20 protein-coding genes are annotated in these 25,268 nt (G+C 53.4%); all 20 read right to left on the reverse strand.

From position 1 onward, the window contains the following. Window positions 1-127 precede the first annotated feature (127 nt). Window positions 128-928 (reverse strand): spore cortex-lytic enzyme, encoded by an 801-nt coding sequence (sleB, locus tag PV433_RS12540; RefSeq protein ID WP_332072470.1) that lies wholly within the window; start codon window positions 926-928, stop codon window positions 128-130. Between the two features lie 231 nt (window positions 929-1,159). Further along, complete coding sequence (locus tag PV433_RS12545; protein WP_332072627.1) at window positions 1,160-3,724, reverse strand: FtsK/SpoIIIE family DNA translocase; 2,565 nt, start codon at window positions 3,722-3,724, stop codon at window positions 1,160-1,162. Between the two features lie 227 nt (window positions 3,725-3,951). Beyond that, window positions 3,952-4,170 (reverse strand): YlzJ-like family protein, encoded by a 219-nt coding sequence (locus PV433_RS12550; protein ID WP_190932432.1) that lies wholly within the window; start codon window positions 4,168-4,170, stop codon window positions 3,952-3,954. Beyond that, window positions 4,167-4,904 (reverse strand): ClpP family protease, encoded by a 738-nt coding sequence (locus PV433_RS12555; RefSeq protein WP_332072471.1) that lies wholly within the window; start codon window positions 4,902-4,904, stop codon window positions 4,167-4,169. Before PV433_RS12555 ends, PV433_RS12550 begins: the two co-directional genes overlap by 4 nt. Before the next feature lie 208 nt (window positions 4,905-5,112). Further along, the gene (locus tag PV433_RS12560; protein ID WP_332072472.1) at window positions 5,113-6,789 is read right to left on the reverse strand and encodes a ribonuclease J; all 1,677 of its coding nucleotides are present in this window, start codon (window positions 6,787-6,789) and stop codon (window positions 5,113-5,115) included. 882 nt (window positions 6,790-7,671) lie between these two features. After that, window positions 7,672-8,550 (reverse strand): 4-hydroxy-tetrahydrodipicolinate synthase, encoded by an 879-nt coding sequence (gene dapA, locus PV433_RS12565; protein WP_332072473.1) that lies wholly within the window; start codon window positions 8,548-8,550, stop codon window positions 7,672-7,674. 342 nt (window positions 8,551-8,892) lie between these two features. Beyond that, window positions 8,893-10,113 (reverse strand): aspartate kinase, encoded by a 1,221-nt coding sequence (gene dapG, locus PV433_RS12570; protein WP_332072474.1) that lies wholly within the window; start codon window positions 10,111-10,113, stop codon window positions 8,893-8,895. Window positions 10,114-10,196: 83 nt separating this feature from the next. Further along, on the reverse strand, window positions 10,197-11,237 hold the full coding sequence (locus PV433_RS12575) for an aspartate-semialdehyde dehydrogenase (protein WP_332072475.1): 1,041 nt from the start codon (window positions 11,235-11,237) through the stop codon (window positions 10,197-10,199). Window positions 11,238-11,280: 43 nt separating this feature from the next. Further along, complete coding sequence (locus PV433_RS12580; RefSeq protein ID WP_332072628.1) at window positions 11,281-11,883, reverse strand: dipicolinate synthase subunit B; 603 nt, start codon at window positions 11,881-11,883, stop codon at window positions 11,281-11,283. Continuing rightward, a complete protein-coding gene (dpsA, locus tag PV433_RS12585) occupies window positions 11,883-12,779 on the reverse strand; it encodes a dipicolinate synthase subunit DpsA (protein ID WP_190932425.1) in 897 nt (298 codons plus the stop codon). The genes PV433_RS12580 and dpsA overlap by 1 nt, the downstream gene beginning before the upstream one ends. 163 nt (window positions 12,780-12,942) lie before the next feature. Further along, entirely contained in the window at window positions 12,943-13,392 is a 450-nt protein-coding gene (dut, locus tag PV433_RS12590) for a dUTP diphosphatase (protein WP_332072476.1), read from the reverse strand. Beyond that, window positions 13,376-14,596 (reverse strand): M16 family metallopeptidase, encoded by a 1,221-nt coding sequence (locus PV433_RS12595; protein ID WP_223837244.1) that lies wholly within the window; start codon window positions 14,594-14,596, stop codon window positions 13,376-13,378. The genes dut and PV433_RS12595 overlap by 17 nt, the downstream gene beginning before the upstream one ends. 234 nt (window positions 14,597-14,830) lie before the next feature. Then, on the reverse strand, window positions 14,831-15,865 hold the full coding sequence (locus PV433_RS12600; RefSeq protein WP_332072477.1) for a polysaccharide deacetylase family protein: 1,035 nt from the start codon (window positions 15,863-15,865) through the stop codon (window positions 14,831-14,833). Between the two features lie 326 nt (window positions 15,866-16,191). Then, window positions 16,192-18,297 carry a polyribonucleotide nucleotidyltransferase gene (gene pnp, locus PV433_RS12605; RefSeq protein WP_332072478.1) on the reverse strand — a complete coding sequence of 702 codons (2,106 nt, stop codon included), beginning with the start codon at window positions 18,295-18,297 and terminating at the stop codon, window positions 16,192-16,194. A gap of 211 nt (window positions 18,298-18,508) precedes the next feature. Beyond that, window positions 18,509-18,778, reverse strand: coding sequence for a 30S ribosomal protein S15 (rpsO, locus tag PV433_RS12610; RefSeq protein WP_190932421.1), 270 nt, complete (start codon window positions 18,776-18,778; stop codon window positions 18,509-18,511). A 165-nt stretch (window positions 18,779-18,943) separates the two neighbouring features. Then, window positions 18,944-19,912 (reverse strand): bifunctional riboflavin kinase/FAD synthetase, encoded by a 969-nt coding sequence (locus tag PV433_RS12615; RefSeq protein ID WP_332072479.1) that lies wholly within the window; start codon window positions 19,910-19,912, stop codon window positions 18,944-18,946. 1 nt (window position 19,913) lies between these two features. Continuing rightward, window positions 19,914-20,867: a tRNA pseudouridine(55) synthase TruB gene (gene truB, locus PV433_RS12620; RefSeq protein WP_332072480.1), complete on the reverse strand. Its 954-nt coding sequence runs from the start codon at window positions 20,865-20,867 to the stop codon at window positions 19,914-19,916. Next, window positions 20,864-21,862 (reverse strand): DHH family phosphoesterase, encoded by a 999-nt coding sequence (locus tag PV433_RS12625; protein WP_332072481.1) that lies wholly within the window; start codon window positions 21,860-21,862, stop codon window positions 20,864-20,866. Before PV433_RS12625 ends, truB begins: the two co-directional genes overlap by 4 nt. Next, entirely contained in the window at window positions 21,859-22,215 is a 357-nt protein-coding gene (gene rbfA / locus PV433_RS12630) for a 30S ribosome-binding factor RbfA (RefSeq protein WP_190932417.1), read from the reverse strand. Before rbfA ends, PV433_RS12625 begins: the two co-directional genes overlap by 4 nt. A 6-nt stretch (window positions 22,216-22,221) precedes the next feature. Continuing rightward, window positions 22,222-25,245 (reverse strand): translation initiation factor IF-2, encoded by a 3,024-nt coding sequence (gene infB / locus PV433_RS12635; protein WP_442951516.1) that lies wholly within the window; start codon window positions 25,243-25,245, stop codon window positions 22,222-22,224. Window positions 25,246-25,268 lie beyond the last annotated feature (23 nt).

Below are 25,268 nucleotides of genomic sequence, written 5' to 3' on the forward strand. Positions count from 1 at the left end.
TCCCTTCCGCTTGTGATGGATGCCGTGTATCTACTGCCATTGTATCGACCTCTTTTCCATTATATTCTTCTAGAAACAGAAGAAGCAACCTGACCGGTTACTTCTTCTCCAGCTTCCTCGTTTCGGACTAGTTGCAAAAGATATGTTTGCCGATTTTTTTGACCTGCACCCGTGTCCAGATCCATTTAGAGGTGGCGGTCTCCGGGTTGAAGTAATAGAGGCACCCGCCGGAAGGATCGTAGCCGTTCAAAGCGTCCTGTACCGCTTTTTTGGCTGTATCGTTCGGTGTTAGCCAGATCTGTCCGTCCGCTACCGCCGTAAACGCCCCCGGCTGGAAAATAACGCCTGATACGGTGTTCGGAAAACTCGCCGACCGGACCCGGTTTAAAATAACGGCGGCTACGGCAATCTGCCCGACATACGGCTCGCCTCTCGCTTCCCCGTATACGGCGTTTGCCATCAGGTTCAGGTCCTGCTCGGACAACCCGAGATTGTTCGAGCTGGGCAGCTTTTGTCCGGCGCCTGCACCTGCGCCGCCTCCGGCCGCCGTTCCCGGAGCCGGCGCTGCCGGAGCCGCTTGTTCCCCGCCCTTGCGGGGAGTGCGGTCCGGCGACCATTCCTTCGTCGCTTCCCACAGTTTTAATTTGGTCTTGCTGCCAACCAGGCCGTCTACCTTCATTCCGAATTTGTACTGAAAGTTTTTGACCGCTTGCAGCGTACTGTAGCCAAAGTCGCCGTCCACATCGCCATGGTAATACCCGAGCATTTTCAGCCTGCCCTGAAGCTCGTAGACGTCGCCTCCTTTGGCGCCGTACCGAATCTCCCAGTTTCCAAACGTTTGTTCGGAGTAGTATTTGCTCTTGATTTGCATGCCTGCCAGCAAAAACAATACGGTACATATCGTTATGACCACAAGTCGCTTGTTCATGTCCGTCTACCTTCCCTTTGTCATATTGCAGTCGGATTCACGCCTTATTATGACAAAGCTGGTGCCGGATTATGCAATGAAAGGAGTCTAAAAACGTCCCGATGATCCAAACGAAAGGACCTCAGACTTCCACGGTAACGTGGAGGCTGAGGTCCTTTTTCTTAAGGGAACTCGGTTCTAAGCGGGGCTTACAAAATCGTAAAACGACTTAGGAGAACAGCCCTCTTGCATCTAGGACGATATGCGGCTGTGCTGATACTGCTCCAAGGAGACGAGCACTTCTCTCGGCTTGCTGCCTTCATAAGGACCGACAATCCCTTTGGCCTCCATCGAGTCGATCAGCCGGGCCGCCCGCGTATAACCTACGCGCATCCGCCGTTGCAGCAGCGAGACCGAGGCTTGCTTGGCTTCAAGCACGATCTGGACCGCTTGATCGTACAACTCATCCTCGACCTGCTCCTCTTCCGCCGACGCTTCTTCCACCTCGGGAACCATTTCTTCCCGGTAGATCGCTTCTTCCTGGGTTTTGCAGAACGTAACGACGGACTCGACCTCCTGGTCAGACAGAAACGCTCCCTGCACGCGAATCGGCTTGGATGCGCCGACCGGCAGGAACAGCATATCCCCGCGGCCTAGCAGCTTTTCCGCTCCCGCCATATCGAGAATCGTTCTGGAGTCAACCTGCGACGATACGCCGAATGCGATCCGGGAAGGAATGTTGGCCTTGATCAGACCGGTAATAACGTCTACGGATGGCCGCTGGGTCGCGATAATCAGATGGATGCCTGCGGCACGCGCTTTCTGGGCGAGGCGGCAGATCGAATCCTCGACATCACTTGCGGCGACCATCATCAGGTCGGCGAGCTCGTCCAGAATCACGACGATATACGGCAGCGGCTCGCCTTCCCTTTTCTCCTCAGGCATCGTGTTATAACCTTCGATGTTCCGCGTGCCGAACTTGGAGAACAGGTCGTACCGTTTCTCCATCTCGCCGACGATTTTTTTCAGCGCCAGCGACGCTCTTCTCGGATCAGTTACGACCGGTGCGAGCAAATGTGGAATGCCGTTGTACATATTCAGCTCGACCATCTTCGGGTCGATCATCAGAAACTTCACTTCGTCCGGCTTCGCTTTGTACAAAATGCTCGTTATGATCCCGTTGATACAGACCGACTTCCCGGAGCCTGTCGCTCCCGCTACGAGCAAGTGAGGCATCTTGGCCAGATTGCCGACGATCGCTTGTCCGGAAATGTCGCGGCCGAAAGCGATCGACAGCTTCGAGGCCGATTCCTGAAACACCGGACTCTCCATCACTTCCCGCATCGTAACGACGGCGATTTCCGGATTCGGAACCTCGATGCCGATCGCTGATTTGCCGGGAATCGGCGCTTCCATCCGGATATCCTTGGCAGCGAGCGCAAGCGCGATATCATCGGTTAAGCTGACAACCTTGCTTACTTTGACGCCGACATCCGGCTGAATCTCATAACGGGTGACCGACGGCCCTCTGACCACCTCCAGCACCTTCGTGCGGACTCCGAAGCTTTCGAGCGTCGTTTCCAGCTTGCGGGCGATCGTCTTGAAGTCGACGGAGTCCCCTCCTTTGCCCGAACCGCTCGGCTTGGCAAGCAGCGAGAAAGCCGGCAGTTCGTAAGGCTTGGCCGGAGGCCGCTCCGGTTCTTTGTGGAAGGTCATATCTCCGGCCTCGTCTGCCTCCACCGGCAGTTTGATCTTGATCTGATTGGAAGGAGGCTGCATGGCCGTGACGGCAGGCTGCGGCAGCGCCGGGGGCTCCTGGATGGCTGGAGGAAGCCGCTCCGGCGTTTCTTGCTCCGCAATATGCTCTTGAAAATCGCGGATTAACGGAATCGAGGAATCCGCCTCCGTCCCGCGGTTATCCATATCGTCATCATAGTCCGGCTTGGGAACGTTCCCGTCTTCTTTCCCATTGGCCGGATATACGATCTGCCCGTCATCCTCCTCGTCGATATCCGGTCCTGCAGGTGCGGTTTGCTTGCGCTGCAGCATTTGGAAAAAGACCGGCTTTTTCTTCTCCCGGATCACGACAGGTCCGGTAATCTCGTCGTCGAAATCGTCGTCCAGCGGAATTTGCGGCCTGACCGCCTTGCGGGTACGAACCGGCTTCGGTTTCTCCGGGCTTTTGAGCAACTCAAACATATGCGAGAACGTATCCCGCAGCCGGCCTCCGCTGCCGCGGAACAGACGCTTGGCCTTGCTTCCGAGATCGACATAGGAGATACCGGTGATCAGCACGAAGCCGATCGCGAATAAAGCGTACTCGATCAGCCGGGCTCCGAGATTATCGAACAAAAAGTACAAGCAAGCGTACAGAACGGCCCCGACCATACCGCCTCCCACCTGATTGGCAAGCACCGCTTCATTTTGCGGGCTTAGCCCGTCGATCAAGCTGGCCCATGTCTGGCTTACGATCCACGAGGAGGAGAGCTGGTCCCCGTTCGGACTAAGCAATTGAAACATCGTAATATGGTTCATGATCAGGAAGCCGAGAATCACGAGCAAAAATCCCGACTTGCGCGCCGTCCAGCCGCGCGGCCAATTTCTGCGAATCATCACATACAACCCTATGTATACGAAAATGACCGGCACGACCCAATCGAGAACTCCGAGGAAAAATCGAAACAAATACATAAGCGACCTCGCGACGGAGCCTTGGTGAGACAAAGCGATTACCGAGAAGATGAGGATCAGGATGCCGTACAATTCGAACTTCAGCTGTGTCGAGAGCGAGCCGCTCTTTTTTCTTCTTTTGGCCAGTGTCCACACCTCCGTATATCAGCATCAGATGGCAGCAGCTAGCAAGCGGTCATCGTCATAATCCTGACAACGCCAAAAAGATCCCTCCGCGGACAAGCAATCAAGACGGATCAGACAACTTCTCCGGTAGCTATTATATCATACTTTCCAAAAAACGGCGCAAATAAAAACACTTGTTCGCACAAAAAAAAAGAAGCGCATGATAACGCGCTCCTTATCTGGCGGTCTCAAACCGGTTTAAATTCGATCAATTGCCCGGGGGCGTAAGCGGGATTTAAATAATGCATCGGGTCCGGCGATAACAGGCGCACAATCTTTCCTTGGAAGGGCGAGACGGCTTCCACTTGCATCAAAACACCGCCGACGGTCACTTCCTGGGAAGCGGGGCGGGAATCATTCAAGCCGTCCAACACGGTATCGAGTGGAACTTCCGTGTATAAGATCATTGTACGATCCTTCCTTTCATGCTGCGATATTGATCGATTCGCATATTTAATTGCCGGATCGCCTCACCGACGCCTCCGACCGCATCGATCAGCCCGTACTTGACCGCATCGATTCCGATCACGGTCGTCCCGATGTCGCGCGTAAGCTCGCCGGTTTTGAACATTAACTCTTTGAGCTTGTGTTCTGTAATGTTGGAATGACTTGTGATAAAGCGGAGAACCCGTTCCTGCATTTTGTCCAGATACTCGAACGTTTGCGGAACTCCAATCACGAGGCCGTTCAGTCGGATCGGATGAATCGTCATCGTCGCCGTTTCCGCGATTAAGGAATAGTTGGACGAAACCGCGATCGGAACGCCGATACTATGTCCCCCGCCGAGCACTAGGGTTACTGTAGGTTTGGACATCGACGTTATCATTTCCGCTATCGCAAGTCCGGCCTCCACATCGCCGCCGACGGTATTTAATATGATCAGAATACCTTCAATCTTCGGATTTTGTTCCGCCGCGACCAGTTGCGGGATCAGATGCTCGTATTTGGTCGTTTTATTTTGCGGCGGCAGCACGAGATGCCCTTCTACTTGTCCGATGATCGTCATACAATAAATATTCGATTCTGTCCCGGCAGGCGTCGTCGTCTGCCCTAATTGCTGGATCGTTTCGACCGTCGCACTTCTTCTTTTCTCTTCGGCTACGTCCGGCTGCTCTTGCTCATTTATCGGCTTATCCGGCATGGCGAACCCTCCCTTATCGTGTCCTTCATAGTATGATTGGGTCCGGGATTTTTATCCGAAGGAAAAAATACCTTGTTGTTACGGAGTCTCCCTGCAATCGAAGCCGTTGAATAAAAAAAGAAAAGCCATTCCGTCTTAAGCCGGAATAGCTTCGAAAAAATTCGTGTTTCGGGTATCTTCGGGTTCAGTGACTAGATCTGTCGTGTCATTACACTTCCATAATGATCGGCAAAATCATTGGTCTTCTTCGGGTTTGTTCATATAAAAATCGTCCAAGCGCATCTTTTACATGGGTTTTGAGCGAAGCCCATTCGTTTACATTCTCTACCATCAGCCGGTTCAACGTGCTGCTGACAATACGGTTCGCTTCGTCGAGTAATCCTTCGGATTCGCGAACGTACACGAATCCTCTGGAAATAATATCGGGGCCGGACAAGATCGTACCGTCCTGCTTGCTGAGCGTTACGACGACAACCAAAATTCCGTCCTGCGACAGCAGCTTCCGGTCGCGGAGTACGATGTTCCCCACGTCTCCGACGCCAAGACCGTCGATAAGCACGTTTCCGCAGGAAACGCGAGGCCCTCTCCGGGCGACACCGCTTTGAATTTCGATCGTATCGCCAATATCCACGATGAAGATATCTTCCCGATCAATGCCTACCGATTCCGCAAGCAAAGCGTGCTGACGGAGCATCCGGTATTCGCCGTGAATCGGAATGAAATATTTCGGCTTCATAATGTTCAGCATCAGCTTCAGCTCTTCTTGGCTGCCGTGTCCCGAAACGTGTACTCCGGAAACCGATCCTGGACCGTAAATTACGTTTGCTCCGATACGGAACAATTCGTCGACGGTCCGTCCAACATACCGCTCGTTGCCGGGGATCGGTGTCGCCGCGATCACGACGGTATCCCCAGGCAAAATGTCTACCTTGCGGTGATTGGCGCGCGCCATCCGCGTAAGCGCGGACATAGGCTCGCCTTGGCTGCCTGTAGACAAGATGACGACCCGGTCTGCGGCAAGCTTGTTCACTTCTTCCGGCTCAATCAGCATGCCGTCCGGAATATTTAAATAGCCGAGTTCGCTTGCAATGTTTACGACGTTGACCATGCTTCTTCCGATTACCGTCAGCTTCCGGCGGGTAGCTTCCGCCGCGTCGACTACTTGCTGGAGGCGATGCACGTTCGAAGCAAAAGTCGCTACGACTACGCGCTGCTTCGCCTTGCGGAACACTTCCTCCAGTTCGATGCCGACCGTACGTTCGGAGCCCGTAAAGCCAGGACGCTCCGCATTCGTGCTATCCGATAAAAGCGCCAAAACGCCCCGGCTGCCGATCGCTGCCATCTTATGCAAATCGGCATATTGCTGGTTGACCGGAGTCTGGTCAAATTTGAAATCACCGGTATGAACGACGAGCCCTTCGGGTGTATCCAGGCAGACGCCTACCGAGTCCGGTATGCTGTGATTCACTCTGAAGAATGTAGCTTTAATTGCGCCGAGCTGCACTTCCGAATCCGAGTTAATCAGAATTCGTTTCGTTTCACCGAGCAGATTCGCTTCCTTCAGCTTGCCTTCGATCAGTCCGAGCGTAAGCTTCGTCCCATACACAGGTACGTTCAAATGTTTGAGTACATAAGGCAAACCGCCGATATGGTCCTCATGGCCGTGCGTAATCAAGATCCCTCTGACTTTATCGCGGTTCTCCGTTAAATAAGAGATATCGGGGATAACGATATCAATGCCGAGCATATCCTCCTCCGGAAATTTCAAACCGGAATCGATAACGACGATGTCGTTAGCATATTGCACGACATACATATTTTTGCCGATTTCGCCCACGCCGCCCAGAGCGAAAATCGATAATTTATCTATATTTTTCTTAGACAAGACTATACCTCCTAAATTTATATTGACGACGATCTTTATATTCCCGAACCAAAGATAACCCGAACCAGTCACTTGTCATTTATTATACATGAACCGGATGGCGGAATACAAGTCAGGCGAAAACGAATACAACGGGGAGTGCCGCAAGCCGTGCGGGAGGCCGGACGGGCAAGGATCGGGCGTGACCGGGCAGCCTGGAGCGGCACCTTTCGGCTCGATATTTAGCTTACTCCAAAATGAAAAAGCCGTCCGGAAAAGAAGCGTCCGGACGGTATTTTGACGTGAAACCTTACGTATGCGCGTGGAAAATAATGAGCACTCGCACTTTAGCCGCTCGCCTCAGTCGTATTGTCTTGTTTAGACTTGGCGGTAACAACACAACTTCAATTGAGGCCCGAATGTGATTTTGGTCGTGGTTCATGCCAAATTCACACCCAGTGTGATTTTGGTCGTGGTTCATGCCAAATTCACACCCAGTGTGATTTTGGTCGTGGTTCATGCCAAATTCACACCCAGTGTGATTTTGGCTAGCTTCTTTATCTTCATGCGGTGATATGGTGGCTAACGAACCCAGCAATCGTTATCAGAGCCGAATGCAGACGTTTGAATTTGCAACGAACTCTTGTATGGTTATTCCCGCAAATCGGATCGTTTTTTTCCACTTTCGGTTCGATAACGATCCTCGGATTCGTTACGTCTGGAATAATGTCGTTTTCCAGCCATAAGCACGATACGATTCGTTAGTCATCGAACCTGAGTAGCATACTTTCATAAACGCTAAGTAAAGAAACCTCTTCCCTACCCTTTAGCACGGTAAAGAACTTGAACTTCCGGCATATAAAAAAACCGATGCGTATCGGCACCGGTCGAACTTTCGAACATTTATTGGAACAACGCGCGAATGAAACGCTGCTCATCCTCTGTCGCAGACACGAGCGGCAGCCGGACTTCGCCCACCGGCATGCCAAACAGGCTGAGCGCATACTTGACCGGAACCGGATTCGGCACGCGGTGCGGACAGCTGAACAAACCGCCGAAGACGGGGCGCAGCTTCGCATGCAATTGTGCAGCTTTCGACACATTTCCTTCGACGTAAGCTCCTACCATCTCCTGCATCTCTTTGCCGATCACATGACTGGCGACGCTGACGATCCCGTAAGCGCCTACGGACAGCATAGGGAGAGTGAGAATATCGTCACCGCTGTATACCCGGAAGCTTTCCGGCGCATTGGCCGTCAATTCCGAGATCAGATCGAAATCCGAATGCGCTTCTTTCGTAGCCACTACGTTCGGCAGTTGCGCCAGCTTCAAGGTTGTTGCGGCTGACACGGTGATGCCCGTACGGGACGGAATGTTGTACAGCATGACCGGCAGCTTCGTCGCTTGAGCAGCCGCTTTGAAATGTTCGTATATTCCCTCTTGGGATGGGCGATTGTAATAAGGGGCGACAAGCAAAACCCCGTCAACGCCCGCTTTTTCCGCTTCGCGGGTTAGATGAATCGTATGGGCCGTATCGTAGCTGCCGGTTCCTGCAATAATTTTGCAGCGTCCCTTCGCTTGATCAACAGCCAGACGGAACAACTCCAGCTTCTCTTCCTCCGTCAAGGTCGGGGATTCGCCCGTAGTTCCGCATACCACCAGACTGTCGGACTTCTGCTCCTCAATCAAAAAATCGACCAGACGTCTCGCTTGATTCCAATCAACTCGAAGCTCGGAATCGAACGGGGTCACCATGGCGGTAATGACTCTTCCGAAGTTCACTTTATATTCCTCCTAAGAACTTTGCTTTAGCAAAGTTGGCATCGTAAGCATCAGCAGAACTTTGCTTTAGCAAAGTTGGCATCGTAAGCATCAACAGAACTTTGCTTTAGCAAAGTTGGCATCGTAAGCATCAACAGAACTTTGCTTTAGCAAAGTTGGCATCTTAAGCATCAACAGAACTTTGCTTTAGCAAAGTTGGCATCGTAAGCATCAGCAGAACTTTGCTTTAGCAAAGTTGGCATCGTAAGCATCAGCAGAACTTTGCTTTAGCAAAGTTGGCATCGTAAGCATCTGCAAAACTTCGCTTCAGCAAAGCCGGCATCTCAAGCATACTAAGAACACTTAAGGTTTATCAAGCATAAAAGCGTGGTGCAAAGCTTGGATCGCCTGGACCATATCCGTTTCTTTCACAAGAACCCAGATCGTCGCGGTCGAATCCGCCGATTGCAAAATCGGTATGTCACGCTCCGTCAAGGACTCGACAATTCTCGCCATCACTCCCGGAACGCCGTTCATACCTCCGCCGATTACGGACACTTTCGCGCATCCGGTAAAGAACTCGGGCGAATATCCCATCTTGCCCAGAACGTCGAGCGCACGTCCGGCCTCGTGTTCAAATACGGTGTAGGTGACGCCGGAGACGTTCACGTTAATAAAATCAACGCTGATCTGATTCGACGCCATCGCCTTGAACACGTTCAGAGACAAGTCATATTGTCCGTCCTGCGCGGCAACCTTGATCTGGGTCACCGGAGCGACATGGGCGATCCCTGTAACGAACCGGTCCCGGAGCCTCCGATCCGACAGCTCGGTCTCGACTGCCCGGGTGACAAGCGTCCCTTCGTCTTCAGAGAACGTCGACCGTACCCGGATCGGTACGCCGGCTTCCATGGCGATCTCTACGGCGCGCGGATGAATCACTTTGGCACCTTGATAAGCCATATTGCATATTTCGGCATAAGTGACTTTATCGATAGGCTTGGCCTCGGATACGATCCTCGGGTCCGCCGTAAACACGCCTTCAACGTCGGTAAAAATATCGACTCGTTCGGCTCGCAGCGCTGAGCCCAGCGCCGTAGCCGTCGTATCGCTGCCGCCTCTTCCGAGTGTCGTAATATCGCCCTGGGCCGTCTCCCCTTGAAAACCGGGGACGATGACCACTCTGTTTTCGGACAATGCCTGAACGATTCGGGACGGCTGAATGGAATCGATCCGGGCGTCGCCGAACCGATCGTTCGTCCGAATTCCGGCTTGCGCTCCTGTATATACGACGGACGATACGTTTTCCGCTTCCAACAGACTGCATAATACGGCTGCGGATATAATCTCGCCGCAGTGCATTAACAGATCCCTTTCCCTTGCGGGCAGGCAATTTCCATTACTGCGGGCTAGCTCTAGCAATGAATCGGTGGCGTAAGGTTCCCCTTTTCTGCCCATTGCGGATACGACTACGACCAAGTGGAACGATTCGGCTAAGGCTCGCCTGATATGCCGAATGGCATGGCTTCTGGCTCGGGCGTCAGAGAGGGAAGTTCCGCCGAACTTCTGCACCAATATGCGCATTGGTTTCCCTCCAAGCCGGAAATGTTTCGATCTGCTTACAGTCAGATCGAAACATTTCGCTTCGGTATTCCATATTTATTTCATTAATGCTGCTCGATGGCGATGTATTCGGCAATCTGCACCGCATTCCAAGCTGCGCCCTTCAATAAATTGTCGGACACGATCCATAGGTTCAGCCCACGCGGATTGGAGAGATCGCGGCGAACGCGGCCAACGAATGTGTCGAGCTTGCCGGCCGCTTCCGTAGCGAGCGGGTACTGCTGCTGTTGCAAGTTGTCCTGCAGTACGATTCCCGGAGCGGCGGCAAGAAGCGATTTTACTTCTTCCACGTCAAAATCGCTTTTAAGTTCGACATAAACCGACTCCGAGTGACCGTACACAACCGGAATACGGACACAGGTAGCCGTTACCTCAAGCGATTCGTCATCCAACATTTTTTTCGTTTCGTTGATCATTTTCATTTCTTCATAAGTAAAGCCGTTTTCCGTAAACTTGTCGATTTGCGGAATGGCATTAAAAGCGATTTGATGTTTAACCGGCAAAGAACCAACCGGTAAAAGCTCCGGAGCCGCCTCGCGGCCTTCCAGCACTTCCTTGGACTGGCGCAGCATTTCCTGAATCGCTTTCGCTCCGGCCCCCGATACGGCCTGATACGTCGAAACGATAATGCGCGAGATGCCATATCGATCGTACAGCGGTTTCAAGGCGGCCACCATCTGGATCGTCGAACAGTTCGGATTGGCGATAATGCCCCGATGATCGCTGATTTTATCGATATTGACTTCCGGGACGATTAGCGGGGTATCCGGGTCCATCCGGTATGCGCTAGTATTATCGATACATACCGCTCCATGCTCTACCGCATGAGGAATGAGCTCGCGACTGACGTCTCCGCCAGCGCTGAACAAAGCGATGTCGATTCCTTCAAAACTTTCCGGAGTCGCTCCCTCGATCGTAATTTCACGTTCTTTGAACCGGACCTTCTTTCCGGCGGAACGCGCGGACGAGAGCAGTTTCAGCTCATGAAGCGGGAAATTACGTTCGTCCAGCAGGCGGATAATTTGCTCGCCTACCGCACCGGTAGATCCGACTACAGCGACATTGAATCGTTTTTGGCTCGACATGACCTGATTTCTCTCCTTGGGCAGTGTTGGGAAGACAGGATGATCAAGAAATAATGTCCTGGAACCTTTCGATCAATAACGGTTGCAACTGTTTGCCCTGCATCGCAGCCGCACACGTATCCATAATCAGATCCATGCGCGCCACAAGCGAATTCGGTTTCTGCACGGGATTGTCCTGACCGAACGGGACGAAATAAATATTTTTGGCGACCAGCAGCTTGGCGATATTCGCCGCGTTTAATCCAAGTCCGTCATTGGTCGATATCGCAAGCACTAACGGCCTTTGGTTGCGCATTTGCGCTTTGGCGGCCATCAGAACCGCGCTGTCCGTCATCGCATTGGCGAGCCGGCTCGTCGTATTGCCCGTACAAGGCGCAATCAGCATAACATCCAGCAGCTTCGACGGACCCAGAGGCTCGGCATCGACAATCGAAGAGATAATATCATTTCCGGTTATTTCTTTCAATTGTTTCTGCCAATTTTCCGATGTGCCAAATCGGGTATCTGTCGTCATTAAAGTATTGGACGCAATCGGTACGACCTTCGCTCCCGCATCAACGAACCGTTGAATATGCGGCATCGTTTCGGCAAACGTACAATGCGACCCGGTCAAGGCGAAGCCGACCGTTCTCCCATTCCATTCCATCACGCATTCCTCCCGGAGTATACGTCATCCATGATCAGCTGACTTACGGTGTTCGCAATGATGCGTCCAGCTGTTTTCGGTGCGACGATTCCGGGAAGTCCGGGTGCGAGCATTGCCTTCACGCCCCGTTTTTCGGCGAATCGAAAATCGGTCCCGCCAGGCTTCGACGCAAGGTCGATAATGACCGCGCGGTGCGGAATGTTGGCAATAATCTGCGCTGTGACTATCATAGTCGGAATCGTATTAAAAAGCAAGTCGATATTCGTCACCTGATGTGACAATTCAGACAAGTAAAACGGGGTAAAACCCATCTCCCACGCCCGTGCAAAATGCTCCGGTTTGCGGATTCCCACCTTGACGGTAGCGCCTAGTCCCTTCAACGTCCGCGCCATCGTCATCCCGGTCCGTCCGATTCCGAGCACCATACAGATCGAACCGTGGATCGTAATATCGGTGTTCTGAATTGCCATCATCAGGGCGCCTTCCGCCGTCGGAATCGAATTGTAGATCGCCACATCGTCTCTGTCCAGCAGTTCGACCAGTTCGATGCCCTGCTTGGAGCACAGCTCCTTCAAATAACGCTTTGCCATACCGGTGTACACTTTCGCATGCTTGGGCAGCGCCGCGATATGTTCATCGGCCAATAAAAGTTCGGACGTCGAGAAAATCGAATCGACAACGCCGTTATCGTCAGTTCCCACTACCGGTAAAATGACCGCGTCGGATTTTTCCAACGCTTCTACCGTTAGGGCCGATCTTGTAACTCCACTGTGCAGATGCTGCAAGTTGTCAAATCCGATCAGGGTGACGGACGCGTCCAGCTCGGAAAACTTATGAATCACTTCCAATTGGCGCGCATCCCCGCCGATCAAGGTGACTTGAATGCCGGTCAGCATATTTACACCCCTTTCGTGCCGCAAGTATAGAACATCTTATGCGCGGACACAGGAATGGGTTACAGCCCAAGCTGCCTACTGACGTTTCGCGCTTCCGCCCGCCGCCAACAAAAAAATCGCCGCTTCCTTGTTCAGGAGCGACGATCGTTACATCTGGAATGCGTTATTTTGTTCCGGTATGACCGAATCCGCCGGCCCCGCGCGCCGTATCATCCAGATCGTCCACCACTTCCAGCTTGACGGCGGGCACGGTCTGAAACACCATTTGGGCGATCCTTTCGTTCCGTTCGATTGTAAACGGTACTTGTCCAAGATTAATCAGCAACACTTTAATTTCCCCGCGATAGTCCGCATCGATCGTTCCCGGCGTATTCAGGCATGTGATGCCGTGCTTATAGGCAAGTCCGCTGCGCGGACGAATTTGCGCTTCGAGTTCCGGCGGCATAGCAATGGCGATGCCGGTCGGTATAAGAGACCGCTCCCCTGGCTGAAGCGTTACTGGTTCGGCTACGGCGGCATACAGATCGAAGCCGCTGGCGAGCTCGGACATTTTCTGAGGCAGCTGTACATCTTCGCAGTCGGGTTGGCGTTTGACATTAACTAGGTATGACAAGGGAATCCCTCCTGAACGACTGGATCGGTTTGTCCGATTTGCCGACCATCGCCAAGGCGAACGGTTGTCCGAACAGCCGGTTGACCAGCGTACGGATATCTTCCTGCGAGACGGAATCAATTCGGGCCAAAATTTCATCAAGCGTGTAATGTTTGCCGAACATGAGCTCGTTTTTACCGAGTCGGTTCATCCGGCTGCTCGTGCTCTCCAGACTTAGAATAAAGCTTCCTTTCAGCTGCTCTTTTCCTTTGCGAAGCTCCTCGTCGGACAAACCGTTCTGCGCGACGCCTCGCAGTACTTCCATCGTAACATTCAGCACTTCCTGGGTCTGCTTCGGCGCCGTCCCCATATAAATGGTAAACATGCCGCTGTCGACATGCGCCGTATGGTACGAATAGACCGAATAAGCAAGCCCGCGCTTCTCGCGAATTTCCTGGAACAAGTACGAGCTCATTCCGCCGCCGATCATATTGTTAAGCAGAATCATCGGGTACAGCATCGGATCGTGCAGCGAGCAGCCCGGCAATGCGAGACAGATATGATTTTGTTCGGTTTTTTTGGCGTGAAATAAAGATTGGCCGACAAATTGGGGAACGTCCAGCTCATAAGCGGTCCCCTTATTGTGAAACGATCCGAAATGCTTTTCCAGCAAATCGGTAACGCTGTCGTCGATATTTCCAGCCATTCCGATGACCGTATTCGGAATCGAGTAATGTTCCTTCATATACTGCCGCAGATGAGCGGGCTGAATCGCCTTCAAGTTGGCTTCCGTGCCGAGAATCGAATAGGCGAGCGCATGATCGCCGTACGCGGCTTTTGCAATCAGGTCGTGAACCAGATCGTCCGGCGTATCGTCGTACATCGAGATTTCTTCCAGGATGACGTTCCGCTCCTTATCGAGCTCGGCTTGATCGAACTTCGAATTGAAGAACATGTCGGAAAGTACATCCACGGCGATAGGCAGATGCGTATCGAGAACTTTCGCATAATAACACGTGTACTCCTTCGCCGTAAAGGCGTTCACGTTGCCGCCGATCCCGTCGAAAATTTCTGCGATATCTTTAGCCGTATACCGCTCCGTTCCTTTAAACAGCATATGTTCGATAAAATGGGAAATTCCGTTGTTCGGTCCGTCTTCATAACGCGACCCGGTCTTTACCCATACTCCGAACGATACGGAACGGTAGGTCGGGATTTGTTCCATGACGACCCGCAAACCGTTGCTCAGCGTCTTTTTGATCAAGATGGGGCTCCCCCTTAATATGGAAACGTAGTAGATCGATTGCTGCATCATGTGCCGGGGTCCGATAGAACGTAAGTACGGCTGGCGCCTCGTTGGTAGCACGACCGCGTCTTAAGCGGCCGGCAGGTTATGTTGCAATTCGGAAACGGGCAGGCGTTCCGATCTAATCTCTACATTCTTACTCCCATGATCTTATCAAAAATTAATGTTGCGCTCAACCTTTGGTATTCGCTCCGGAGAGATTAGTTCCGAGACTGTTCCCAACACGAGACCTTTTCGCTTGATTTCTTGGATCATGCCGGAAAGCGCTCCGGAGGACGAAGCGGTCGGATGCATCAGGATCAGCGAACCTGGCTCGACGCGCGAGCCGATCTTGCGAACGATGGAATCCGAGGAAGGCTTCTGCCAGTCGACCGTGTCCAGCGTCCACAATATCGTCTGCAAATTCATCTCGAACGCCACTTTCACCGTCAAATCGCTGAAATCCCCGGACGGCGGAGCGAACAATACATTGTCCACCCCTAATTGTTCCTTTAACAAATCTTGTGTCCGACTGATCTCTTTGACCGTCTCTTCCCTGCCGAGCTTGCTCATATCTTTGTGCGAATACGCATGGTTGGACAACTCGTGCCCTTTCTTCTGAATCAGCTTCGCCACATCGATATTTTTACTCAGCCAGGAACCGTCAAAGAAAAAGGTCGCCTTGACGTCCTCTTTCTCCAGAACGTCCAGCATCGGTTCAATAAATTCGTTTCCCCAGGCCACGTTGATCATCAGGGATGCCATCGGCTTGTTAGGATTGCCTTTATAGACGGGATGCGGGCCCAAATCCTTCAAGGTTACGGCAGGCGGGATCGGTTTGAATACGAGCGGAATACCGCCGCTTACATCTTTACCCCTGGCCTGATTGAACGTCTGTTCGATATCGACCTCGACCCCGTTCAGCCCCGGGATCGCCTTCCACACCCGGTCCACTTTGGCATCGATCGGAGCTTCCTTGTAGGTATCCGCTTCCGCTCTGATGCGTTCCATAAGCTGTTCGCCCGATATCGGAGACGTCGAAGTGCTCGTCGTCATATGAAACCCTTCCAGCGGGTCGACCTGACGGTATGCGGTTCCGGAGCGCTCGTCCAACGATGCGACGAAAGCGTCCATGCTGCTTGATTGCACGAGACCCCAAGTGACCAGACCAAGCGCCCCTCCGACAAATAGCCATTTATACTTTTGCATATATCTACCCCGATCCGTCCGATTTGTACCAGCTTATGACGAACGTGCCCTGGATATGTCCAAGTAACAGGGACAAGATATTCCCGCCAAAAGTGAGGCCCCTAATGGCTATACCTCTTCCCTGTCCAGTAAATAAACGCTGTACAGCTGTCTCGCTTAGCTCATTTATATGTTCTGCAGCAATAAAAAAAGAGACAGACTGCTCTGGCTCTTTGTTCAGAGAAGCTTCGGTTCGAAGCTCCTTCGGGTTATTCGATTATCTTGCTTCGCTTGGAAGAAAACCGCATCTTCAGCCCTGCTGCTTGAGGCGCAGGAGGCGCAGCCGATCAGCTTTGCGCCGGTACCTGCGGAGTGGTCAGCGTTGCTTTGCGGGACAAATTAACGCGGCCCTGGTTATCGATCTCGGTTACTTTAACCGTGATTTGATCGCCGATCTTCAAGACGTCTTCCACTTTGGCTACTCGTTCCGTCGAGATTTGCGAGATATGGACAAGCCCGTCCTTACCCGGCAAAATTTCAACAAACGCGCCGAATTTCTCGATCCGCTTGACCGTACCGAGGTACGTCTCGCCTATGACAACTTCCTTGACGATTCCTTCGATGATCGATTTGGCTTTCTCGTTCATCTCGGCATTCGAAGAGGCGATAAATACAGTACCGTCTTGCTCGATATCGATTTTTACGCCGGTTTCTTCAATGATTTTGTTGATGATTTTGCCGCCCGCACCGATGACATCACGGATTTTGTCCGGATTGATGTGCATGATGACGATTTTCGGCGCATAAGGTGAAAGATTTTTGCGCGGTTCTTGAATCGCTTCAAGCATTTTGCCAAGGATGAACATCCGGCCTTCCTTCGCCTGCCCCAACGCTTGATTCAAGATCTCACGGTCGATTCCGTCGATTTTGATATCCATCTGGATCGCGGTAACTCCAGCCGCCGTACCGGCAACTTTAAAGTCCATGTCTCCGAGATGGTCTTCCATCCCTTGAATGTCGGTCAAAATCGAGAAATGTTCGCCGTCCTTGATTAGACCCATCGCTACGCCTGCAACCGGGGCTTTGATCGGTACGCCCGCATCCATCATCGCGAGTGTGCTCGCACATATACTCGCCTGCGAAGTAGAGCCGTTCGACTCGAGAACTTCGGATACAAGACGAATCGTATACGGGAATTCGGATTCCGCCGGCAATACTTTGGCCAGCGCGCGTTCACCGAGTGCACCATGACCGATCTCGCGGCGTCCCGGAGCGCGGAGCGGTCTGGCCTCGCCTACGCTGAACGGCGGGAAGTTGTAATGATGCATAAAACGTTTCGAATCTTCCAGATCAAGCCCGTCCAAAATTTGCACATCGCCGAGCGCACCCAGCGTACAAATGCTTAAAGCCTGGGTTTGACCGCGCGTAAACAGGCCGGAACCGTGTGTACGAGGAAGCAAAGCCGTATCGCATTCGATCGGACGGATTTCTTCCGGCGCGCGTCCGTCAGGCCGCACTTTATCATGCGTGATCAGACGGCGCACTTCTTCTTTGACGATATCGTACAGCACTTCCTTAACATCCTTCAGCTTCTCCGGCTCTTCCGCATATTGCGACGCGAAATGGTCGACCGCTTCTGCATTAATCGCATCGATCGCATCCTGACGCGCATGCTTCTCCGGAATACGGATCGCTTCCACAAGTCGCGCGCTCGCAAACGCCCGAACATCGCTATTCACCGACTCGTTCACGGCGTGCAGCTTCACTTCCATCTTCGGCTTGCCCGCTTCGGCTGCAAATTGTTCCTGGACGGCTACGATTTTTTTGATTTCCTCGTGACCGAACATGATCGCTTCGAGGATGTGCTCCTCCGGAATCTCGTTCGCTTCCGCTTCCACCATCATGATTGCATCCTTCGTACCGGCGACGACGACGTGCATGTCGCTTTTGTCTTCCTGACTGCTGTCCGGATTGATGATGAATTGACCGTCGATGCGGCCTACGATAACGCCGCCGATCGGGCCGTTAAACGGAACGTCGGATACCGTCAGCGCCGCCGAAGTACCGATCATCGCCGCAATTTCCGGCGGACAGTCCTGGTCTACGCTCATAACCATCGCGACGATCTGAACGTCATTGCGGAATCCTTCCGCAAACAAGGGGCGAATCGTACGGTCGGTCAGCCGGCCGGCCAAAATTGCCTTCTCGCTCGGACGTCCTTCCCGCTTAATAAATCCACCCGGAATTTTACCGACGGCATACAATCTTTCTTCGTAATTCACCGTCAATGGAAAAAAGTCGAGATCTTTCGGCTCGCTCGAAGCCGTGACTGTGCATAGTACGACGGTTTCACCGTAACGGACAAGCACAGCGCCGTTCGCCTGTTTGGCCAGCCGACCAGTTTCAAGCGACAGCGGTCGGCCTCCTAGGTCCATGCGCACCTGTTTTTCCATGTACTCCCTCCTGCTCGTATGTAAGTTTTGGTAGCGACATTTCCTTTATTCTGCATAGAGTCTAGTATTTCCTTCTTGCGCACGAAAATTCCCCCGAAGGCGCGGAAAACCGACAAACTGATTCCGGGCTTTCGGGGGAACCCCCGCCTCTATGGATTGTAGAAAAAAACAACCGCGCGGCCTAGCCGGCAGGTTGCTTTGTCCGTAACCATTATCTGCGAAGTCCGAGACGTTCGATCAATGCTGCGTAACGGCTAACTTCTTTGTTTTTCAAGTAAGCCAGCAGTTTACGACGTTGACCGACCATCTTAAGCAGTCCACGACGGGAATGGTGGTCTTTCTTGTGCGTGCGCAGGTGATTCGTCAAGTTTACGATGTTCTCGGTCAGAATCGCGATTTGCACTTCCGGAGACCCCGTGTCGGATTCGTGAGTTTTGTAATCTTGAATCAGTTGCGTTTTGCGTTCTTGAGTCAATGCCATTTCCGTTCACCTCCCTATCTTCATATAAACAATCGCCGTTAGCCCAGAAGACGACGGTGAGATCGGCCAACCGAGCCAAGGTTCCTGAATCGCTGCCAAGCTTTCGCCTAAGCAACGAAACTTAGTATAGCACAATTGCAAATGCAAAGTAAATGCCGGAGGCGATTATTTAACGCCATTCTCGGCTTTTTCCGCGCAATGTCCCGTAATTCGCTTCGCTTGCTCGACATCCCGGCCGATTTGGGCGATCAAGTCATCGATGGAACCGAATTTTTGCTCGTATCGGATGAACTCGATCAGTTCTACCTTGACGGCTTCTCCGTAGATCGTCCGGGAGAAATCGAACAGATGCGCTTCGAGCGTCCGCGTGTCCGTATCTTCAAACGTCGGTTTCGTTCCGATGTTCATAACGCCGGCGAAACTTTCGCCTCCAAGTTCAAGCCGGATCGCATATACGCCGTTTGAAGGGATGACATAAAAATCGTCCAGTTCGATATTCGCCGTCGGAAATCCGATCTGTCTGCCTCTCGCCGCCCCGTGAATGACGGTCCCGGTCATGGCGTAGGAACGGCCAAGCAACTGCTGCACCCGGCTGACCTCTCCCCGCTCCAGATGTTCCCGGATAAGCGTACTGCTGACTTTGATTCCATCCATACAATAAGGGCGCACCACTTCAACGGCAAAACGGCCCGCGGCGAGTTCGCACATCATGTCCGGATTGCCGCTTCCTTTATGACCGAACTTGAAATCGAAGCCGACTACAACCGTATTTACCCGAAGCGGGATCAGCACTTCTTCCACAAACTGCGAAGGGCTGATTTGCGAGAACGGAACGTCGAAGCGCACCAGATAAGCCGTATCAACACCCGCCTGTGCGAACAGATCCAGCTTCTCGCGCACCGGCGTGAGGTGCCGGACGTACTTGTCCTGGCCTAGCACCTCTCGCGGATGCGGATGAAACGTCATAACCGCCGCAGGCGCTCCAAGCTTTCGAGCCGTTTCTGCAGCCCGGCTGATCACCTCGCGGTGACCCAGATGCAGACCGTCGAAATCGCCGATCGCCAGTACTTGTCCGTTGCTTGGACATCCGGGAACCGGATTCGGTATCGGATAGGATAACTTTATGGATTGCATGTCAGCTCTCACCTGCTACTTGGGCACCCGCCTGGACCTGGCCCGCGAACACTTTCTCCGGACGCAGAATCCCGCGTTCCCTGTCTGCCCTGAATATTCCGATAAACAAGCCGGACGGATCGTATACCTTGACAAGCTCATCCTGCTGCGATCGAAGCGCTCCGTCCGGAATCGGAAGTGATTTCCCTTGCACCGCATGTTTCGCCCCGCTTGCCGTCACCGTGACGGAAGGCAGCTGAGTCACGAGCCGATCCGCCTGAATAAGCAGAGACGACAGTTCCCCCGCTCGGTGCTTTTCTTCGATCTGTTCGAAGGTGAAGCATCGGTCGAGCGTGATCGAACCGGTGGAGCTTCGGACGAGCTGCGTCATGACGGCCGGATAACCAAGCGTTCTCCCTATATCGACGCATAACGTGCGGATGTAGGTGCCTTTCGAGCATAACACGCGAAAACGAACCTTCGGATATTCCGCGTCCAAGTCAAGAGCAAGCGTCTCCATTTCATAAATGTCGACTTTTCTCGATTTCCGCTCGACCTCTTTCCCTTCGCGCGCCAATTCGTACAACTTTTTTCCACCGACTTTGACGGCGGAATACATGGGGGGAACTTGGTCGATCGTACCAATAAACGACTGAAGCGCCGAACGGACAGCCGTCTCCGACAGCTTGATGCTGCCGGGCTCCAGCCGCTCGATCGTCTCCCCGGTCCAGTCTTCGGTATCGGTGCTGTACCCGAACGTGAGCTCCGCTTCGTATTGCTTCGGCAGATCCTGTATATATTCAACGAATCGGGTGGCCCGGCCCAGGCATAACGGCAATACGCCGGTTACTTGCGGGTCCAGCGTACCAGTATGCCCGATCCGCTTCATTCCGACAATCCTTCTAAGCTTGGCCACCACGTCGTGCGAGGTAAATCCCGCCGGTTTATGAACCGGCAATACGCCTTCATAGTTCATCGCAGCGATTGTCCTACTTCCTTTACGACTCGCTCCACGACTTCCTGCAGCCCGCCTTTCAGCGTACAGCCGGATGCGCGGACGTGACCGCCGCCGCCGAAACGCTGGGCGATGGCAGCCACGTCTGCTTTTCCGTTGGAGCGGAAGCTGACTTTGACCGTCTGCTCGTCGGTTTGCTTAAACAGAAGTCCGACCTCGACACCTTCTATATTGCGCGGATACAAGATGAGTCCGTCCATGTCTTCCGAGGTCGCTCCCGACATCCGGATATCGTCCTGAGAGACGGTAATCCAGCTGATCTGACGGTCTTCGTTAAACGATAATGTGCTTAAAGCCTGCTTTAATACGGTTATATGGGAATACGTGATTTTCTCGAGTACTAGCTCGGCAAGGCGATGCCCTTCCACTCCGCCGGCAAGAAGCTCCGCCGCGATCCGCATGACCTTCGGCGTCGTATTCGAGTAGCGGAATCCTCCGGTATCCGTCAGCAATCCGCAGTAGATCGCGGTGGCGAGCTCTCCCTCGACAGGCAGCGTCATTTCCTCGGCCAAGTCGTATAGGATCTCAACGGTGGCCGCAGCATCTTCGCGGATCAACTGAACGTCCCCGAAATAATCGTTCGTCGGATGATGATCGATATTCAGCAGCTTCGCGCCCTCCGCAAACCGCTCCTTAACTTTGCCGATCCTTGCTTCATCCGCGCAATCTACGCTGATGATGCACGTATAAAGCTCTTCGGACGGAAGCTCGTCCAGCGCAAGCATACGCTCGAATCCCCACAAAAAACCGAATTTTTTCGGCATTGTTCCTTCATTCACCAAAACAAACCGTTTGCCAAGCCGCTCCAGCATCCATCCGATTGCAGACGTAGAGCTGGCGGCATCGCCATCGGGGTTCACATGGGCAACGACCAGAAAACGGTCGTTGTCCTCGATGAACTTCCGGGCGGCCGCCAATTGCTGTTCATATGGTCGATTGCGGCGGGAGTCCGTCATGCGTCCGGATTCCCTTTGTTGATTTGGTTCAGCAGCGCGTCGATCCGGCTGCCGTATTCAATCGACGTATCGAACTGGAACAAAAGCTCGGGCGTAATGCGCAGCCGGATCCGCTTGCCGAGCTCGGACCGGATAAAGCCGGTAGCCTTTTCGATCGCTTTAAGCGAATCTTCCTTTTGCTGATCCGTGCCCATTACGCTCAAATATACTTTGGCCTGAGACAGATCGTTCGTCACATCGACCCCCGTTACGGTTATAAAACCGACACGGGGATCTTTCAGCTCCGCTTGCAAAATCTGGCTCAACTCTTTTTTAATTTGTTCGCCGACACGGCCGACACGTACTTTTGCCATCCGTCATCACCTTTCTACGGTTTCCATCACGAACGCTTCAATAATGTCCCCTTCTCGGATGTCGTTATACTTCTCGATGGAAATACCGCATTCGTAACCTTGCGCCACTTCACGGACGTCATCCTTAAACCGCTTCAGGGAGTCGACTTTGCCTGTGAATACGACGATGCCGCCGCGAACGAGGCGAAGCTCCGCCGCTCTTGTAATTTTGCCCGAGATGATCATACAGCCGGCGATCGTACCGATTTTGCTCACTTTGAAAATATTGCGAACTTCGGCTTGACCGATTACGACTTCTTTGTATACCGGGTCCAGCATACCTTTCATCGCATGCTCGATTTCTTCGATTACTTTGTAGATGATGCTGTGCTGACGGATATCCACTTTCTCCTGCTCCGCCGTCGCCATCGCGGCAGGCTCCGGACGAACGTTAAATCCGATAATGATCGCGTTCGAAGCCGAAGCGAGAATAATGTCGGATTCGGTAACCGCACCGACGCCGTTGTGGATAATTTTGACGCGGACGCCTTCCACTTCGATTTTCTCGAGCGAGCCTTTAAGCGCCTCGACGGACCCTTGTACGTCGCCTTTAATGATGACATTGAGATCTTTGATCTCGCCATCCTTAATATGTTTGTACAGATCGTCCAGCGTTACTCGGCTGTTCGCGCCCATTGTCGTCTGACGGTGGGACGTCATACGTCTTTCGGCAATCGCCCTTGCTTTGCGCTCGTCCTCGAATGCCATAAACGGATCGCCCGCTTGCGGCACTTCGGTCAAGCCGGTAATCTCGACAGGGGTCGACGGTCCGGCTTCTTTCAAGCGGCGGCCTCTGTCGTTCACCATCGCCCGGACGCGTCCGAAGCAGTTGCCTGCTACGAATGCATCGCCGATTTTAAGCGTACCGTGCTGAACGAGAATCCGCGCAACCGGCCCTTTCCCTTTATCCAGCTCGGCTTCGATTACAGTACCTCTAGCCCGTTTGTTCGGGTTCGCTTTAAACTCCTGAACTTCGGCAACGAGCAGGATCATCTCAAGCAGCTCTTCCAGACCGATTCTTTGCTTGGCCGAAATGTTCGCGAAAATGGTATCTCCGCCCCACTCCTCCGGCACCAGATTGTACTCGGTGAGCTCCTGCTTGATTTTATCCGGATTCGAATCCGGCTTGTCGATTTTATTCACCGCTACGATAATCGGCACGTTTGCCGCTTTCGCGTGGCTAATCGCTTCTACCGTCTGCGGCATAACGCCGTCATCGGCCGCTACGACGATAATCGTAATATCTGTAACTTGAGCACCGCGGGCGCGCATCGATGTGAACGCTTCGTGACCCGGCGTGTCAAGGAACGTAATTTTTTTGTTATTGATTTCGACCTGGTACGCCCCGATATGCTGGGTAATGCCGCCGGCTTCGCCTTCGGACACGTTCGTTTGGCGAATGGCGTCCAGCAGCGTCGTCTTACCGTGGTCGACGTGACCCATAATCGTAACGACCGCCGGACGTTCGATCAGATCAGCCGGATCGTCCTTCTCTTCGATCGTTTCGAAGTTGTCTTCTTCGACTGGCAGCTTGATCTCCACTTCAACCTTAAACTCGTTCGCGACCAACTGGATCGTCTCCAGATCGAGCTCCTGGTTGATGGTAGCCATAACCCCGAGGAAGAGCAGCTTTTTGATAACTTCGGATGCGTCCTTATGGAGCGATTTGCACAATTCTCCAACCGTCATCGTACCGCGTACGATAATCTTCTTCGGCGTGTTGTCGATCTTTTCCTTACGGATCGGCTCCGGCTGATATCTTCCTTTACCGCCTTTGCCACCGCGGGAGTTGTTGCCGCCGCGGTTGTTGCCTTGGGGAGACTTCGGTTTTTTCGAAGTTTTAACCCCTTGCGCTACGGTAATATCATCCAAATCCTCAACGGTCGTCCGGATGACTTCCGCTTTGTTAAAGCGCGGGTCCGCATTTTTGAGCGTTCCGGCGCGATCCCGGTCCTGGTAGCCGCGGTCACGGTCCGTGCGCGTCTGCTGCGGACGGCCAGTAGCCATCGGTGGAGTAGTGGTAGTGCTTTGCGGTCTGCCGCCACCTTGGCCACCCTGGCCTTGCGGTCTGCCGCCACCTTGGCCGCCCTGGCCTTGCGGTCTGCCGCCGCCTTGCGGACGGTCACCGTATGGACGGCCTCCGCCTTGGCCGCCTTGACCTTGCGGACGGTCGCCGTATGGACGGCCTCCGCCTTGGCCGCCTTGGCCTTGCGGACGGTCGCCGTATGGACGGCCTCCGCCTTGGCCGCCTTGACCTTGTGGACGGTCGCCATACGGACGGCCTCCGCCTTGGCCGCCTTGACCTTGCGGACGGTCGCCGTATGGACGGCCTCCGCCTTGGCCGCCTTGGCCTTGCGGACGGTCGCCGTATGGACGGCCTCCGCCTTGGCCGCCTTGGCCTTGCGGACGGTCGCCGTATGGACGGCCTCCGCCTTGGCCGCCTTGACCTTGCGGACGGTCGCCGTATGGACGGCCTCCGCCTTGGCCGCCTTGACCTTGCGGACGGTCGCCGTATGGACGGCCTCCGCCTTGGCTGCCTTGACCTTGCGGACGGTCGCCATACGGACGGCCTCCACCTTGGCCGCCTTGACCTTGCGGACGGTCCCCGTATGGACGGCCTCCGCCTTGCGGTCTGCCTCCGCCCTGATTCGGACGGTTATTGTCGTAACGACGCTCGCCTTGTGGACGGTCGCTTTGCTCCGGACGATCTCCGCCCTGCGGACGGTCGCTGCGCTCTGGGCGGTCCCCGCCTTGCGGACGGTCGCCCCCTCTATTTTCCTGAGATCTTTGGGCAGGTTTGGCATCTTGTGCCGGAGCTGCCGTGTTCGATACGCTTCCCTCGCCGGCAGCGCGTTTGGCTGCGGCATTCGCTTTTACGTCGCGAAAAAATTTCTCCACTTTGTCCACTGAATCGTTCTCCATCACACTCATATGGTTATTCACAGGCACATTCAACCTTCTTAATATCGTAATAATTTCTTTGCTGCTCATATTTAATGACTTCGCGTATTCAT

Origin of the sequence: Paenibacillus sp. GYB004, from assembly GCF_036577605.1 — a bacterium.
Classification (GTDB): Bacteria; Bacillota; Bacilli; order Paenibacillales; family NBRC-103111; genus Paenibacillus_AB; species Paenibacillus_AB oceani.